Annotated in this window: 13 protein-coding genes; 6 read left to right on the forward strand and 7 right to left on the reverse strand. The window is 43.6% G+C overall.

Features of this window, described 5'->3' with window-relative positions; genetic code table 11:
* Positions 1-106: 106 nt before the first annotated feature.
* Both pta and JMW39_RS08025 read right to left on the reverse strand, forming a co-directional pair.
* On the reverse strand, positions 107-2,263 hold the full coding sequence (gene pta, locus JMW39_RS08020; RefSeq protein ID WP_201545493.1) for a phosphate acetyltransferase: 2,157 nt from the start codon (positions 2,261-2,263) through the stop codon (positions 107-109).
* 175 nt (positions 2,264-2,438) lie between these two features.
* Complete coding sequence (locus tag JMW39_RS08025; protein ID WP_201545494.1) at positions 2,439-3,671, reverse strand: acetate/propionate family kinase; 1,233 nt, start codon at positions 3,669-3,671, stop codon at positions 2,439-2,441.
* A gap of 718 nt (positions 3,672-4,389) precedes the next feature.
* Here JMW39_RS08025 and lptM point away from each other — a divergent pair.
* The 4 genes from lptM to JMW39_RS08045 all read left to right on the forward strand — a co-directional run bounded on the left by lptM (position 4,390) and on the right by JMW39_RS08045 (position 8,420).
* Positions 4,390-4,728: an LPS translocon maturation chaperone LptM gene (lptM, locus tag JMW39_RS08030; protein ID WP_201545496.1), complete on the forward strand. Its 339-nt coding sequence runs from the start codon at positions 4,390-4,392 to the stop codon at positions 4,726-4,728.
* Between the two features lie 116 nt (positions 4,729-4,844).
* Positions 4,845-6,179 (forward strand): diaminopimelate decarboxylase, encoded by a 1,335-nt coding sequence (gene lysA / locus JMW39_RS08035; RefSeq protein ID WP_265088448.1) that lies wholly within the window; start codon positions 4,845-4,847, stop codon positions 6,177-6,179.
* Between the two features lie 258 nt (positions 6,180-6,437).
* A complete protein-coding gene (gene dapF / locus JMW39_RS08040; protein ID WP_201545498.1) occupies positions 6,438-7,325 on the forward strand; it encodes a diaminopimelate epimerase in 888 nt (295 codons plus the stop codon).
* Between the two features lie 57 nt (positions 7,326-7,382).
* On the forward strand, positions 7,383-8,420 hold the full coding sequence (locus JMW39_RS08045) for a tyrosine recombinase XerC (protein WP_227679458.1): 1,038 nt from the start codon (positions 7,383-7,385) through the stop codon (positions 8,418-8,420).
* 59 nt (positions 8,421-8,479) lie between these two features.
* On the opposite strand, the gene JMW39_RS08050 is transcribed toward JMW39_RS08045, so the two are convergent.
* On the reverse strand, positions 8,480-9,376 hold the full coding sequence (locus tag JMW39_RS08050; protein WP_201545500.1) for a nitrilase-related carbon-nitrogen hydrolase: 897 nt from the start codon (positions 9,374-9,376) through the stop codon (positions 8,480-8,482).
* Between the two features lie 312 nt (positions 9,377-9,688).
* Between JMW39_RS08050 and rpoN the strand changes: the two genes are divergently transcribed.
* Both rpoN and hpf read left to right on the forward strand, forming a co-directional pair.
* Positions 9,689-11,380 carry an RNA polymerase factor sigma-54 gene (gene rpoN / locus JMW39_RS08055; RefSeq protein ID WP_201545502.1) on the forward strand — a complete coding sequence of 564 codons (1,692 nt, stop codon included), beginning with the start codon at positions 9,689-9,691 and terminating at the stop codon, positions 11,378-11,380.
* Positions 11,381-11,829: 449 nt separating this feature from the next.
* Positions 11,830-12,210, forward strand: a complete 381-nt coding sequence (gene hpf / locus JMW39_RS08060) for a ribosome hibernation-promoting factor, HPF/YfiA family (RefSeq protein WP_201545504.1) — start codon at positions 11,830-11,832, stop codon at positions 12,208-12,210.
* A gap of 213 nt (positions 12,211-12,423) precedes the next feature.
* Here the strand turns inward: hpf and thiS are convergent, their stop codons facing one another.
* The 4 genes from thiS to JMW39_RS08080 form a co-directional block, all read right to left on the reverse strand.
* A complete protein-coding gene (gene thiS, locus JMW39_RS08065; protein ID WP_201545506.1) occupies positions 12,424-12,624 on the reverse strand; it encodes a sulfur carrier protein ThiS in 201 nt (66 codons plus the stop codon).
* A 178-nt stretch (positions 12,625-12,802) separates the two neighbouring features.
* Complete coding sequence (locus JMW39_RS08070; RefSeq protein WP_201545508.1) at positions 12,803-13,174, reverse strand: DUF423 domain-containing protein; 372 nt, start codon at positions 13,172-13,174, stop codon at positions 12,803-12,805.
* A gap of 76 nt (positions 13,175-13,250) precedes the next feature.
* Positions 13,251-14,114 (reverse strand): RNA polymerase sigma factor RpoH, encoded by an 864-nt coding sequence (gene rpoH, locus JMW39_RS08075; RefSeq protein WP_201545792.1) that lies wholly within the window; start codon positions 14,112-14,114, stop codon positions 13,251-13,253.
* A gap of 241 nt (positions 14,115-14,355) precedes the next feature.
* Positions 14,356-14,841: a sulfurtransferase TusA family protein gene (locus JMW39_RS08080; RefSeq protein WP_201545510.1), complete on the reverse strand. Its 486-nt coding sequence runs from the start codon at positions 14,839-14,841 to the stop codon at positions 14,356-14,358.
* Positions 14,842-15,168 lie beyond the last annotated feature (327 nt).

Consider the following 15,168-nt stretch of genomic DNA (forward strand, 5'->3'; position numbering starts at 1 on the left):
TCGATTTTATTATGCCTAACTATAGCGGTTAAGCGCCAATAAAAAACCGACCATCATAGCGATAGTCGGTTAAATATAGAATGATTACTTATAAATTTTAACGTAATTAAATCGCATCGCTATCGGCTTGGATGGCAGTTAGAGCGATGGTATAAATAATATCATCGACCAAGGCACCACGGGATAAGTCATTAACGGGTTTATTTAAGCCTTGCAACATCGGCCCGACGCTGACCACATTGGCGCTACGTTGTACCGCTTTATATGTGGTATTACCCGTATTTAGGTCAGGGAAGATAAAGACATTGGCTTGTCCTGCAACCAGTGAGTCAGGCGCTTTTTGTTTACCGACGCTCATGACCGAAGCGGCATCATATTGCAGTGGTCCATCAACAGCAAGATGCGGCGCACGCTGGCGGACGATTTCAGTCGCACGGATGACTTTTTCGACATCAGCGCCAGTACCTGATGAGCCAGTTGAGTAGCTAATCATCGCCACTTTTGGATTGATACCAAAGGCAGCGGCAGACTGTGCCGATTGAATAGCGATTTCAGCGAGCTCTTCAGCATTTGGATTTGGATTGATAGCGCAGTCACCATAGACCACCACTTGCTCAGGCAACAGCATAAAGAATACTGACGATACGAGCGAGTACTGCGGCGCGGTTTTAATCAACTGAAAGGCTGGGCGCACGGTATTCGCCGTGGTATGTATCGCCCCAGAAACGAGACCGTCAACTTCATTCATCTCGAGCATGGTCGTACCCAAATAAACCGTATCTTTTAGGTATTCAGCGGCCACTTCAGCATTGGTTTTACCTTTACGGCGCTCAACCACAGCGGCGATATATTTAGCCATATCAAGGGTGTCAGGATCGATAATCTCAAGCCCTTCAGGCAACACTAAGTCACGGTTTTTAGCGACTTGCTCGACGTCGCTGCGTTTCGCTAGCAATACACAGTTAGCGATACCGCGGCTTTGACAAATACAAGCAGCTTCGACCGTACGTGGTTCAGAGCCTTCTGGTAAGACGATACGTTTTTTGGCACTTTGTGCTTTTTTGACCACCTGATGACGGAATGCTGAAGGTGATAAACGCGTCTCATATTCTTGACTAAAATATTCTTTAATCCAGTTAAGGTCTAAATGCGCGGCAACATAACTCGCTACTTCTTCGGCGCGCTCGGTATCATCGCTTGGAATCTCAGCGCTCATATGCACAAGACTTTGTACAGTCTCATAACTGTCACTTTCGACACTCATGACCGGAATACCGGTTTTTAGCGCCGATTGCCAAAGCTCGGCCACCGTTGGGCTTGGTACTACGCCGCCGGTTAACACCAGTCCTGCCAGTGGAATGCCATTGATGCAGGCAAGTCCCGCTGCCAATAATAAATCATCGCGGTCGCCCGGTACGACGATCAGCGTGCCACGTTTAAAGACTTCATCGACCCGCGCAACCGAGCGCGCCGTCAAACTGATACGATTGATACGGCGCGATTTTGCTTCACCAACATTTAACCAAGTAGCATCAAGCTCAGCGGCGATATCCCACGTACGCGGTACCGAAAGTGAATCGCTAAATGGTACCACGCCGATTAAGCGGAACTGCTCAGTATTAAAATGCGGTGATAGGCGCTGAACTTCTTGTATAAAACCTTGGTCTAAATGAACGACGGCTTCACCCGGGGCGACCATTTGATTTTCAATGGTGCTTTGGACATTTGGCAAATCATGCATACGCATTAAAATACAGCCAAGCATACGATCACTGGCCATACCACCAAATTCACGAGCATGGACGTCAAGCTTGTCGGCTAAATAGGCAGGTTTGCTGCTATCTGCGGTACTGACAAAGATGATTTTGGCGTCTAACGCATTGGCAATCGCGCGGTTGATCTGTGACGCATAAGAGGTCTCAGTCGTCGATACTAAGCCTTCGCAAATGACCACATCATAGTCATCACCAAGGGTATTATAATTAACGACTACTTCTTCCATCAAGTCATCAAGATTGTCATCACCAAGCATACGCTCAACGCGTTGACGGCTGATAGACTTAGGCGGGTTAAGACCAAAAGCATGCATGGCCAAGGCGCTTGAGCTGTCTAGACTGTTTTGTTTATCAAGGGTGTCGTCTTGCAAAAATGGCTTCATAAAGCCTGCTTTGATACCATTATAATCAAAAGCACGAATCAAACCTAACGCCGCTGACGTCACACCGATACCGCGGCTGATAGGCACAAGTAAAAAAGTTTGCATAATGTATCCTACTGTTTATTATATTTTTAACGAGGTTCTCATTCTTTTATCTATAAAACAGTTCTGAGAACCTCTGATACGCATTGCTATTAATCTTTATGCGTTTCCACTAGTCTTTAAGCATTGCCACTAGTCTTGACACGTTGCTAATAGTGCTTAGATATTAATAATAGACTTATTCTATACCCAGTGCTTGACGCGTTTCTTGCGCGATACGGTATTCTTCATCGGTCGGTATTACCCACAGCTCAATACTGCTATCATCGGCTTGGAAACTGCCCTCGTTACCACCGACCAAGCTGGCGTTTTTATCGGCATCTACTTTGATGCCAAAATGCGGCATCATCTCTAAAATACGTGTACGCGTGGTCACTGAGTTTTCGCCGATACCACCGGTAAAGACGATACCGGTAAAATTAGGGAGGGCACAGCTTAAGCTAGCAAGGTATTTGGCGACGCGATAACAGAACATCTCAATCGCAAGTTTAGCGTCTTGATGACCTTCATCAGCTGCTTGCTCAATAGTACGTAAGTCATTCGATAAACCCGAGATACCAAGCAGACCGCTTTCGTTATTGAGCATTTTGTCAATTTCTTCTAAGCTCATACCTAGTTGGCGTTTAAGGTGAATGTGCAAGCTTGGGTCAATATCACCGCTGCGTGTACCCATCATTAGCCCCTCGAGCGGGGTCAAACCCATGCTAGTATCAAGGCTTTTACCTTCGTAAACAGCGGTCGCTGAGCAGCCATTGCCCAAATGCGCCGTTAACCAACCATGTGGTCCTTTTGCGCTGGTAATTTCGCTGGCGCGTTCTGAGACATAAGCATGCGAGGTGCCATGGAAGCCATAACGACGAATTTTGTGTTCTGCATAAAGGGCTTTTGGCAGCGGATAACGGAAGGCAACCGGCGGCATGGTTTGATGGAACGCGGTATCAAATACCACCACTTGTGGAATCTCAGGATAAATAGCTTGTACCGCTTCGATACCTAGCGCATTGGCCGGGTTATGTAGTGGCGCGAGCACTTTTAAACGCTTCACTTCTTGCAGCACATGATCATCAACACGCACCGCTTCTGAATATTCACGGCCGCCATGAACGACGCGATGACCGACAGCGATAAAGTGATACTGTTCAAGTAACTCAAGGATTTTCTTTAAGGCAAGCTCATGACGACCACCAGCGATGGTGATTTCTAGCTTTTCGCCGTTTAATGTGGTGTGCTTGATACGAGCGGTATCGAGTCCTAAGTTTTCGGCCAGACCCGTGATACGGGTAACATTGTCTTCGCTAATCAAGGCGTATTTGATAGAAGAGGAACCGCAGTTGAGGACTAAAGTGGGGTTAGTCAGGTTTGATGTTCCGGTATTTTTGTCATCAAAAGTTGTGGTTAGGCTGGCGCTCATACTCTATCCTTAGATTTTATTTTGTAAGTGGTGAATCGTCATCGATTATCACCGGTTGTATAAAAAAAACCAGCCATATCCTTGCTGGCGTATGCCAAACAGCTGACATATACAAACCATGACATCGCTGATTTTTATTGTTCTTTGGCTGAGACTGACTTAAAGTACCTTAAAGATTTACAGCTATCTGTTTTCAGAAATCTGTTATTGCAAATTATGGGAAACGCTAACTTTTAGGGTTTTTAAAGGTTAATAAGGCGCAGACTAGCACCTCGTCACAGCCACAAGTGGTAAGTATAATGTACCATATTTTTATGCTTATACCACGATAACTCTAAGGTTTTAATCTCCCATCTTATGCGCGCTTAATACAAGTGTACACCGAAGACCGTCAGTGTTTATCAGTCATAATGAGACAGATATAATCTTTATAAAAATTGTAAGTAAATTTGTCTGATTTTATCTGATGGACTTTTATCACTTCTCTATGAGTTATCTATAAAGCCCTTTTATTGATAGTTTTAGGTATTTATTTTGATAAATTTATAGATGAAATAAAGGTCGTAGGCGCACAGCTTTAGCGAATAATGCTATGATTAAAAAATTGTCCTATTTTCCCTATTGCAGCCTTGCTTTTTGCGCTGGTAGTTATTTTTATTTCGATTCTATCTAAGCCGTTGCAAGTCAAATTATTGCAAGATTAAAGGTTAGTCATTCTATGTTTACTATACGCCGCACTCCTACTATTAAAAGCGCTGACTTAAGCGCTTTTTCAAGAAATGTTTCAAGTATTAGCGCCAGTCGTCCTGCTATTTATAAGCTCATTTTAACTACTCTTGTGCTAGGCTCAGCAGTATTAACCGGCTGCGGGCAAAAAGGCGATTTATATCTAACAGACTCCAGTAGCCAAACGGTAAAAGGTAATGCGCCTGCACTTGATAGCAGCAGTCATCCGCAAGATGCTGCTTTTGCTAAAATTGATGAAAATCAAAATAATGAGCAAAATGCAGATAGTTTTCAGCTACCTGAGCCGAGCACCGATCCTAACGACTATTAATGGTTGCTTATTAACTATTAAGAGACTAACTATTGTTAGCGTATCCGAGCTGGTATTTACCTTTATGCATTAATACCTCTATGCATTAATACATTGATTAAATTAGAGATACTTATATGAGTCAGTCAGTCACTACCAAAACTGAGCAAGGATTGTATGTGCATCCTGAAGCCTTAACCACCCATTTGCCCGCGCTAGATTATCGAGGCGGCGCGTTATATATGGAGCAAGTCAATATTGCTGAGGTGGTCAAACACTATGGTACGCCGTGCTATGTCTACTCAAAGCAAGCGATTTTAGACGTTTATCAAGCTTATACGACAAGCTTTGCCAGTCTAAAGCACCAGATTTGTTATGCGGTAAAAGCCAACTCCAATTTGGCGGTGCTTGGTATTTTGGCGCAAGCAGGGGCAGGATTTGATATCGTCTCACGCGGTGAGTTGATGCGCGTATTGGCGGCAGGCGGTGAAGCCTCGCGGGTCGTATTTTCGGGCGTTGGCAAAACCTATAGCGACATCGAATATGCACTTACGCAAGGTATTGGCTGCTTTAACGTCGAATCGATTAGCGAGCTGACCTTAATCAATGAGGTGGCAACGAAGTTAGACAAACCTGCGCCAATCTCATTACGGGTCAATCCTAATGTCGATGCCAAGACCCATCCGTATATCTCAACCGGTCTAAAAGACAATAAGTTTGGTATTGACCATGAAAATGCCGTCGCTGTCTATGAGCAAGCGGCGCAATTATCGCATATCGATATCGTCGGTATTGATTGTCATATCGGCTCGCAATTGACGGAAGTTGCGCCATTTGTCGCAGCTTTAGATAAAGTGATTGAGCTGATACATAGTCTGCGTAATAAAGGCATTGAGCTGCGTCATATCGATTTGGGCGGCGGTCTAGGCGTGCGTTATATCGATGAGACGCCGGTATCTATCGATGAATTTGCGCAAGCGTTATTACCAAAACTTAGTGAGCTTGGTTTAACGGTATTCTTTGAGCCCGGTCGTAGTATCGTGGCCAATGCTGGTGTGCTATTAACTAAGGTTGATGTGCTTAAGCCAACCGCGCATAAGAACTTTGCTATTGTTGACGCCGCAATGAACGACTTGATTCGTCCGGCTTTATATCAAGCTGAAATGGCGGTGATTCCAAGTGTTCTGCCTAACAACGGCATTGATACCGATGGTATGCAGTCGTGGGATATCGTTGGCTCGATTTGTGAAACCGGTGACTTTTTAGCAAAAGACCGCTTATTATCGCTCGCGACAGGCGATATCTTGGCAATAACGGGTGCAGGCGCGTACGGCTTTACCATGAGTAGCAACTACAATTCGCGCGGTCGTGCCAGCGAGGTGATGGTAGCTGATGATCATCATCAACTGATTCGTAAACGCGAAACGCTTGAAGCGTTATATGCTGATGAGATGTTGTGGCAGGATAAATAGCTTATTAATAACGCCGCGATGTTTAATAATTGAAGTTTTACGATTAAAATTCGATGATTAAAATGACCCATTGTTATAACGACAATGGGTTTTTTATTGCCTGCCTTAATTAAAAGTCTATTGAGAGACATAATTTGACGGTATAAGGCTTATTTAGCATAAGGTTAACTTAGCGTTTGATAGCGGGGATAATTATGATTGTATCTGACAGCGTGCTAATATAAGGCATACATAAAAATAGGATAGGATAACAAGGATATGCTAATAGAATTTACAAAAATGCATGGGCTGGGTAATGATTTTATGGTCATCGATTTGGTGACTCAGCGCTTAGAGTTAACCAAGGATTTTGTACAACTGTTAGGCGATCGTCATTTGGGCATTGGCTTTGACCAATTGCTTGTTGTTGAGCCGCCGATGCGTCCGGATGTTGATTTTAGTTATCGCATTTTTAATACCGATGGTATGGAAGTGGAGCAATGCGGCAATGGCGCGCGCTGCTTTGCTCGTTTTGTGCAAGCACGTAAGCTATCATTTAAGCAACGCCTGCGTGTCGAGACGGCAAGCGGGATTATTTCGCTGACGACAGATCGCTATGGTTGGGTCGAAGTCGATATGGGTAAGCCAAAATTCGAGCCAAGCGAGATTCCCTTTACCCCAAAAGCGACGACCAAGATTCAAAACGCCTATCATTTAGACGTTAATGGTACGCCAGTGCAGCTGTATGTTGCCAATATGGGTAATCCGCATGCGGTTATCAAAGTGGATAGCGTACTCGATGCCGACGTCGAAAAACTGGGCAAAGCCATCGAATCACATCCTGCCTTTCCGGAGCGCGTCAATGTTGGCTTTATGCAGGTAATGAATCAGCGTCATATTCGCCTGCGTGTCTATGAGCGCGGTGTCGGTGAGACCCAAGCTTGTGGTACGGGTGCTTGTGCAGCCGTGGCAGTTGGTATTCGTGAAGGTTGGCTCGACGAAGGCGAAGACGTACGCGCGCAGCTTTATGGCGGCAGCATGGTGATTAAATGGCAGCCGGGTTATTCTGTGATGATGACTGGTCCAACCGCATTTGTTTACGAAGGCGTCTTTAGCCCAGATGGTCTGATGGCGCAAGCGGGTATCAAGCCCACTCCAGAAGGTTAATGGACAATAGTTAATGAACAATGACAAGCGGTGAATATCAGCCGCTAGGTAAATGCTATGTTCAGTAAAAACTCTCAGATGACAGAGCCTAACTCGGATTCCAAGTCAAAATCATGGTTATCGGTAGAGTTGGCTAAAACCATCGAAGCCGATAGCGCGCTACGTGAATTGTTAGCACCAGTGCATCGCTGGCTAAATATGATGTCGGTGCGTAATCATTCACCGCACACATTAACGGCTTATTTTGCGGGCTTAAATCAATTGGCGCTGTTTTTACGCGGTAAACGCTTGACGTGGACGCGCTGTGACAAGCGGCAGTTAGCCCAGCATATCAGCCAGCGCCTCGATGAAGACAAGCTTGCACTTGCCAGCGTCCAGCAAGAGCTGTCCGCTATTCGCCACTTTTATGGTTGGCTGATAGAAGAGGGTTTGGCACGTATCAATCCAACCACTGGCTATCAGCTTAAGCGCAGCCCTAGACCCCTGCCGTCTATCGCTGATGTGGATTTATTGACGCAACTGCTTGAGCAAGAGATTCCTGATACGCCCGAGCAGGCGCGCTTATGGTTACGTGATAAGGCGATGTTTGAATTGCTTTATAGCAGTGGCTTACGTGTCGGCGAGCTGGTTGCGCTTGATATGGCAGATATAGATTTGTCAGATTTGCGCGTGCGCGTGACTGGTAAAGGCAACAAAACGCGCTTAGTGCCATTAGGTGCGAAAGCAGCAGAGGCGGTTCGTCGTTATGTACCGCACCGAAATCTGTGGGTAGAGCAGATGGATAGCGCCTTATTTATCAGTGAGAAATTAGGCACACGCTTATCAACACGGGCAGTGCAGCAACGTCTAAAAGTTGCGGCTACGCGTGCGGGTATTGCGCAAAATATGTATCCGCATTTATTGCGTCATTGTTTTGCCTCGCACATGTTATCCGGCAGTGGGGATTTGCGCGCGGTACAAGAAATGCTTGGGCACAGTGATATCAGCACCACGCAGATTTATACCCATGTTGATTTTGCTAAATTGACCCAAGTCTATGACCGCGCCCATCCTCGTGCGACTCACGCACCTAAAGATAGCAATCCAACCACTTAATCTCATAAAATGACTTTCTAAAAATGTTTTCTAAAAATTCATCTTGCTAGAAAACTGCCTTATGCCAAACGATGACAGTCAAAAATAGGCATTTTTTGTCGCCCTTGCTGTTGTGCCTGTTTATCTAAGATTGCCAATACCAAAGCATAGTTTTTATGAACTTTATTAGTAGTGTCTTTTAATTGACTATCATCATAGCTGTTGATAATCGTGCCGTCGTAAGCAGTGATAGTCGCATGTCCCCATGTCTGACGGCTACTGCCATCCTTATAAGCATGTTCACCACCTTGAGCTGCACCAATCACCATACATTGGCTGTCTAACGCCCGCGCGCGTAGCAACAGCGACCAGTGTGCTTGTCCTGTCAGATAGGTAAAGGCGGACGGTGCACTTAATAATTCTGCACCTGCTTGCCGTAAACGCTGTGCCAATGCTGGAAAGCGTAAATCAAAGCAAACCATCATACCGAGTTGATAAACCGCATCATTTGCTTCTAATGTTGCAACGACTGTTTGCGTACCAGGCTCAAAGGTCGCCGCTTCATTATAACTTCCTTGCTTATCGGCAACAGTCGCGGTAAACAGGTGTATCTTATCGTAGCGCGCAACACGCATACCGTCGGGTGCAAATAGTTGACTGACTTGACGCAGCCTGCCATCGGGTACGATGACGCCATCAGGGCGGTAAAGGCAGGGCAGCGAGCCTGCTAATAGATAAATACCAGAAGCACGCGCATACTCTGCCATCGTTTTGGACAGCTCATCAAAACGCTCTGCAGTGGCAAACTGTCGACCCATGCTACAGTAGTTTTCTGGTAAAACGACTAGCTGAGCACCTTGCTTGCTTGCATCAATAATGGCGGCTTTTATATCTGCTAAATTGTCTTCGATATTTTGCTGGCTATTCATTTGCACAGCAGCAACGGTCAGGTGCGCGTTATTTCTTATTTCATTCATAGTGTTGTTCTCAATTTTTAAGCTTTATAAGGCTTGCCTCTTATTTATTATTTTGCTTCACAGCTTTGAGGCGTTATTTAGCCGCGCAGCACCTATACAGAAATATGCATATCTTCATAAGTTGAGCAAGAGGGGAGAAATAGCTTATCTGAACAGAGTATAAATTATCATAGCAACATTGTAGCAAAAAATGCTATCGTCATGACCTGATAGCTTAAAGCGCTTTTTAATAATTATAAATGTTAATAAGCTCAGGCTTTAACCAGCATAATATATAGAATCTCACCACGATCGGAGTGTAATAAGTCACCCATGAGTATGTCGTTTGGATTGGCGACCACGCTAAGTACCTCGCAAAAACTGACCCCGCAAATGCAGCAAGCTATTAAATTGTTGCAGCTCTCTAGTCTTGAGCTTGCGCAGGAGGTTCAGGCGAAGCTCGATAGCAATCCATTGCTTGAACGTATCGAAGATGATGACGATGAGTATGACAGTCATAAAGATGAGACATTTGATGAGTTTGGCGAATCATTAACGCTAGATAATTGGAACCAAAACACTAGCATCGACTCGTTTTCTAGCGCTTCTACCAACGCTTCTGATAATGGTTTTGACTATGACCATAATAACAGTGATGAAGTTAGCAGCGACAGTTTTGATAAATTACAGCAAGCCAGTTTTGATGGTGATGCGATAGACAACTATGCGCTTGATGGCGACGATTATAGTGGTTTTGAAAATAGTAACTATGCCTCTGCGGCGACCAGCGCTGGCAGTCACACAGGCGATGCAGACTTTGATAGTTATCAAGGCAGTACTAGCGCGAGAATTCAAGACCATGTACGCTGGCAGCTGAATTTCAAACATCTTTCCGAAACAGATACGCTCATTGCTGAATACTTGATGGACTCTATGGATGACATGGGCTTTATACGCCTTGATATCGATGAGTTATTACAAAGCCTTGATACCATGGCAAGCTTTTACCAATGGGACGAGCGCGTTGAGCATGATGAGGTCATGGCGGTACTGCGCATTATCCAATCGTGTGACCCGCTTGGTGTTGGCGCGCGCACTCTCAATGAATGCTTGGCGCTTCAATTATGTAAGCTTGATACGAATACAAAGTATCTTAAAGAAGCGCAAGCTTTATTATCTGCTAGTGAGCATCTCGTCAGTAATAATATCAAAGCATTAACTGAGCTGACGGGACTCGCGCCTGAGTACATTACACCCGCTCTTACTCTATTACGTACTTTGAACCCGTCACCTGGCTTGTTATTCCAAAGCAGTCAGCCTGATTATATGCAGCCATCAGAAAGCTACGATATTCCTGATGTGTTGGTTACCCCTATTCGCCGTCACAATAGCAATAACACTACCAATAATAAAAATGGAAACGATACTACTGCGCAGGTAGATGGCTGGCAAGTGCGCCTCAATCCTGAAACCTTGCCCAAGCTAAGGGTCAATCAAGAGTATGCCAATTTAGTCAAACGCGGTGATGACAGCCCTGATAATCAATATCTGCGTGAAAACCTCACCGACGCGCGCTTGTTTATTCGTAGTATCGAAGAGCGCAATCAAAACCTATTAAAAGTTGCAACCAGTATCGTGCGCTACCAGCAAGATTTTTTGCAATATGGCGCAACCGCTATGCAACCCCTTATTCTAAAAGCCATTGCCGAAGAAGTGGATTTGCACGAATCGACCGTCTCGCGCCTGACCACTAGCAAAACCATCTTGACGCCACAAGGGTTATTTTCCCTCAAGCATTTCTTCTCATCTCATGTTAGCAGTAGCGACGGTGATATCTCCTCAACTGCTATCAGCGCCATGATTAGACAGCTCATCGCTGATGAAGACCCAAAAAAACCGCTTTCTGACAGTCGCATAAAAGATATTCTATTGGCAGAAGGTATCGATATTGCTAGACGAACGGTGGCTAAATACCGTGAAGCCATGAATATTGGCTCCTCCACTCAGCGCAAACAAAAGTATTAATTGTTGCGATTCAATGGCTTATAAATAGCGAGCTACTGTGATTAAAGTATTTTCAAATGAAATAAAAAATAAAATTTTTTGATTATATAGAAACATAAAAGAAACATCAGTTATTATTACATTTGGTTACATTTTAATGTCTTGCTACTATTCGCTTTTCATGACAAATTAGAGTCATACCAACAACGAAGACCAAGTATCGGTTTGGCTTATTTATATAAATTATTAATCATCAAATATGATAAAAATACATTTTTATTTTAATAAAGGAGTAGAGGAATAAAGGCATTAGTCACTAAAAAATTAAAAGCTAAAAATTAAAAGCTAAGCCATCTGAGATAAAAAATATACTAGGTAAATGTTTGGTAAGGCAGGGTGATAAAAGCAGCAATGCTGGCTCATCTGTTGATTGTAAGTAAAAATATAAGCAATAATAAAAGGACAATAATATGAATGTTTCTATCAGTGGTCACCATATCAGTATTACCGATGCCATGGACAAAGCCGTTCGCGAAAAACTTGAAAAGGTAGAGCGTCACTTCGATCAGATTCAAAGTATTAAAGTGATATTATCGCTAGACAACAGCGGCGCAAGTGATGGCGGTAAAAAGACCCATAAAGCCGAAGCGATTATGCGAGTGGCAGGTCAAGAGATGTTTGTTCAAGCGCTTGAAGATGATATGTATAAAGCTATCAATGAGATGGCAGACAAACTTGATAGACAAGTGCGTAAATATAAAACCCGTCAAGACCGCAAGAAAACTCAGGGTCCAGGACGTGATGAACGCTATGAAGATTTAGAAGATGCTGAAGCAGCACCAGCGATTTAATTGCCATTATAGGATTTGCTGTCGCAATATTAATCAATCTTAGCCAATCAATAAATAGTATAAATAGCAGGATGGTTAATTATAAATGATTGACAGCTTTAGTAATTAAAACGACATGCTAAGCTGACTAAGCTAAGCAAAAAAAAGACCTCTAACGTATCATTGTTGAGGTCTTTTTTATTATCTTGTTTTAGGCTGTATGATTTATAAATACTAGCCGCCACCAACCGCTTGTACGACTTCGATATTCATACCTTCAACGATATGCAGCTTATCAAGCTCACTTTTTGGTATCAGCTCGCCATCGACTTCAACGGCATAGCGTCCACTACTAAGCCCAAGCTCATTGACGACTAATTGTACCGTTTGGTGCGTAGTCTGCAATCTTTTACCGTTTACACTAATATTACTCATAGTATGTGCTCCCTAATGACTTGAGATTCCTTTTTATCAGTTCTTCTTTTGTATAATCTGATATTTAACTGATGTTTTATATATGATTGCCAATAATTTATTTGGCATGATTGATGAAGCGTTTTGACTATTTAAACCGAAATAGATATTAAGAAAATAACTATTAAACAGGTAGATGTTAAGTAACATGACCTAAACGGAACGTCGATACAGCAAGCCATAACCAACCTGCAATCATCAATATGCCGCCGATAGGGGTAATGGCCCCAAACCAGCGCGGCGCCCCAAGTGTCATCGCGTATAAACTGCCGGCAAAAATAATCACCCCGATTTGTAATAACCAAGCTGTAGTTTGAGTCGCATAGTTAAGGCGAATGAGTATACTAACGAGTAACAATCCAAGCCCATGTATAAACCAGTATAAGGTCGCCGTTTGCCACCATTCAAGCTGCTGAGGGCTGACGATAGCTTTAAGACCATGAGCACCAAAGGCGCCTAAAGCCACGGCGATAGCCAAATTAATCGCCGCAATACTTATCCAATTTAGCATGGTAAAACTCGTGTTATAGAAGGGGCTTTAATAATGGCTTTTTTCATCTAATAAGAAGCTTTATCTGATAAGCAACTTACTGAATATCATCAGGTAAAATCACGCTATCGATGGTCATGGCTTCACGGATTTTATCCATGGCATTCTTCTCGATTTGGCGTACACGTTCTGCCGAGATAGAGTAAACCGCCGCTAGCTCATGCAAGGTGGATTTTTGCTCAGAAAGCCAGCGCTGCTCGACGATATCGCGCGAACGATCATCTAATGTATCCATTGCAGCAAGCAAGGCAGATGAGTTATTTTCTTCCCAATCAGACTCTTCAACCATCTCAGCAGGGTCGATACCGTCCTCTAAGAACAGCTGCGGCGCATAGCGTCCATCATCATCATCGCTCGATTGCGCTTCAAATGACGCATCATACGATGTCAGGCGCGATTCCATCTCAAGCACTTGCTTGCGTGTCACATTTAAGTCATTGGCAATCGCATCGGCCTCTTCAAGAGTTAGCTGATTATTGGTCTTTTTAAGACTACGTAAGTTAAAGAATAATTTACGGTGTGCCTTGGTAGTAGCAACTTTGACAATGCGCCAGTTACGAATGACAAATTCGTGAATTTCAGCCTTAATCCAATGCACGGCAAATGATACTAAACGTACGCCTTTATTAGGATCAAAGCGTTTAACGGCTTTCATTAAGCCTAAATTGCCTTCTTGGATTAAATCCGCTTGTGGCAGGCCATAGCCCGAGTAGCTACGGGCAATATGAATAACAAAGCGCAGATGTGACATGACAAGTAAACGCGCCGCTTCAACATCACCTTCATCGTAATAGCGATGGGCAAGCTCTTGCTCTTGGGTTGGCGTCAAAATTGGGATTTGATGCACGGTATTAATATAGGCACCCAAATTTACCCCAGGCGCAGATAGATGCGTTGGCATTGCAGGGACCAAATCGCGGGTGCTGGTATCGCCAAGCGCACTGGCGTCATAAGGCGGACGCGCCGCTGCCGCTTTTAGCGCCGCATCACGTGCTTCGTTTTTTGCAGGCGCTGAGCTGTCTTTTTTACGGGAGTTTGCAGCGTTAGTAGAAGTATTAGCCATATTCTTGACCTTGGTTAAATAGATAAGCAATGAGTCAGATAAAAATCTTTATAGTTGTAATTGTAAAGGATAGCGCCGCTTAGTTGCTATCAGTTTTGGTAATGATGAAGTGATATATTGTATCAATAGAATCTTCAGGTTTTGTGGCTATAGCTTCTTCGCTATTTGACACTGTCTTCTTATTAATAAGCAATAATAATGGATTTGTTGTGTCCGTTTTCTGACTCTGCGCGCAAAACGCAGTGATATCTGCTTGAGAGTTTGGGTCAGTTGCAACCACATATAGTGATTCACCCGCGTCTACCTGACGTAATGCTACCTTAGTTTTTAGCAGCGGCATCGGGCAGGCAAGTCCGCGCCCATCTACTATATCTTTAATCTGAATGGTTGTTTGCGTCAGACCTGAGTTGTTATTTAACTTAACGTTATCAATTAATCTAATAGTATTGTCGGTCAATAAATCCATCAGATGTCTTATCACTTGCTGTTTTGCTTCAGGCAAAGCCTCTGATAAGTGAAGAGCATACTCGCCTCTTACAATGATGGGTTGGTTATCAAAGGACATAAAATAAACCTATAAAATATCAGTGTTTAACAGAACTTGGCTTAGTACAGTATTGCTCAGAAGCCTTTATCATGACTTGCCATTATAGCAAATTGCCACTATATAATTGCAGTTGAATATAATCATCATAATGATTGGTCAATCAGCACGTTTTATTAGCATTAGGCGATAGATTTAAAATTTAAATTCAGACTATAATTTATCTAGCCTAGATTTACACAATCATGTTGCACAATCGTGACGCACGGCAGCGTGATTGGTAGCCAGAAGCAGACGATAATTGACCTTGAATAAACAAGCTCGTATAGTCAAAAAGACGTTATGATT

It is taken from the genome of Psychrobacter immobilis, assembly GCF_904846175.1.
GTDB lineage: Bacteria > Pseudomonadota > Gammaproteobacteria > Pseudomonadales > Moraxellaceae > Psychrobacter > Psychrobacter immobilis_E.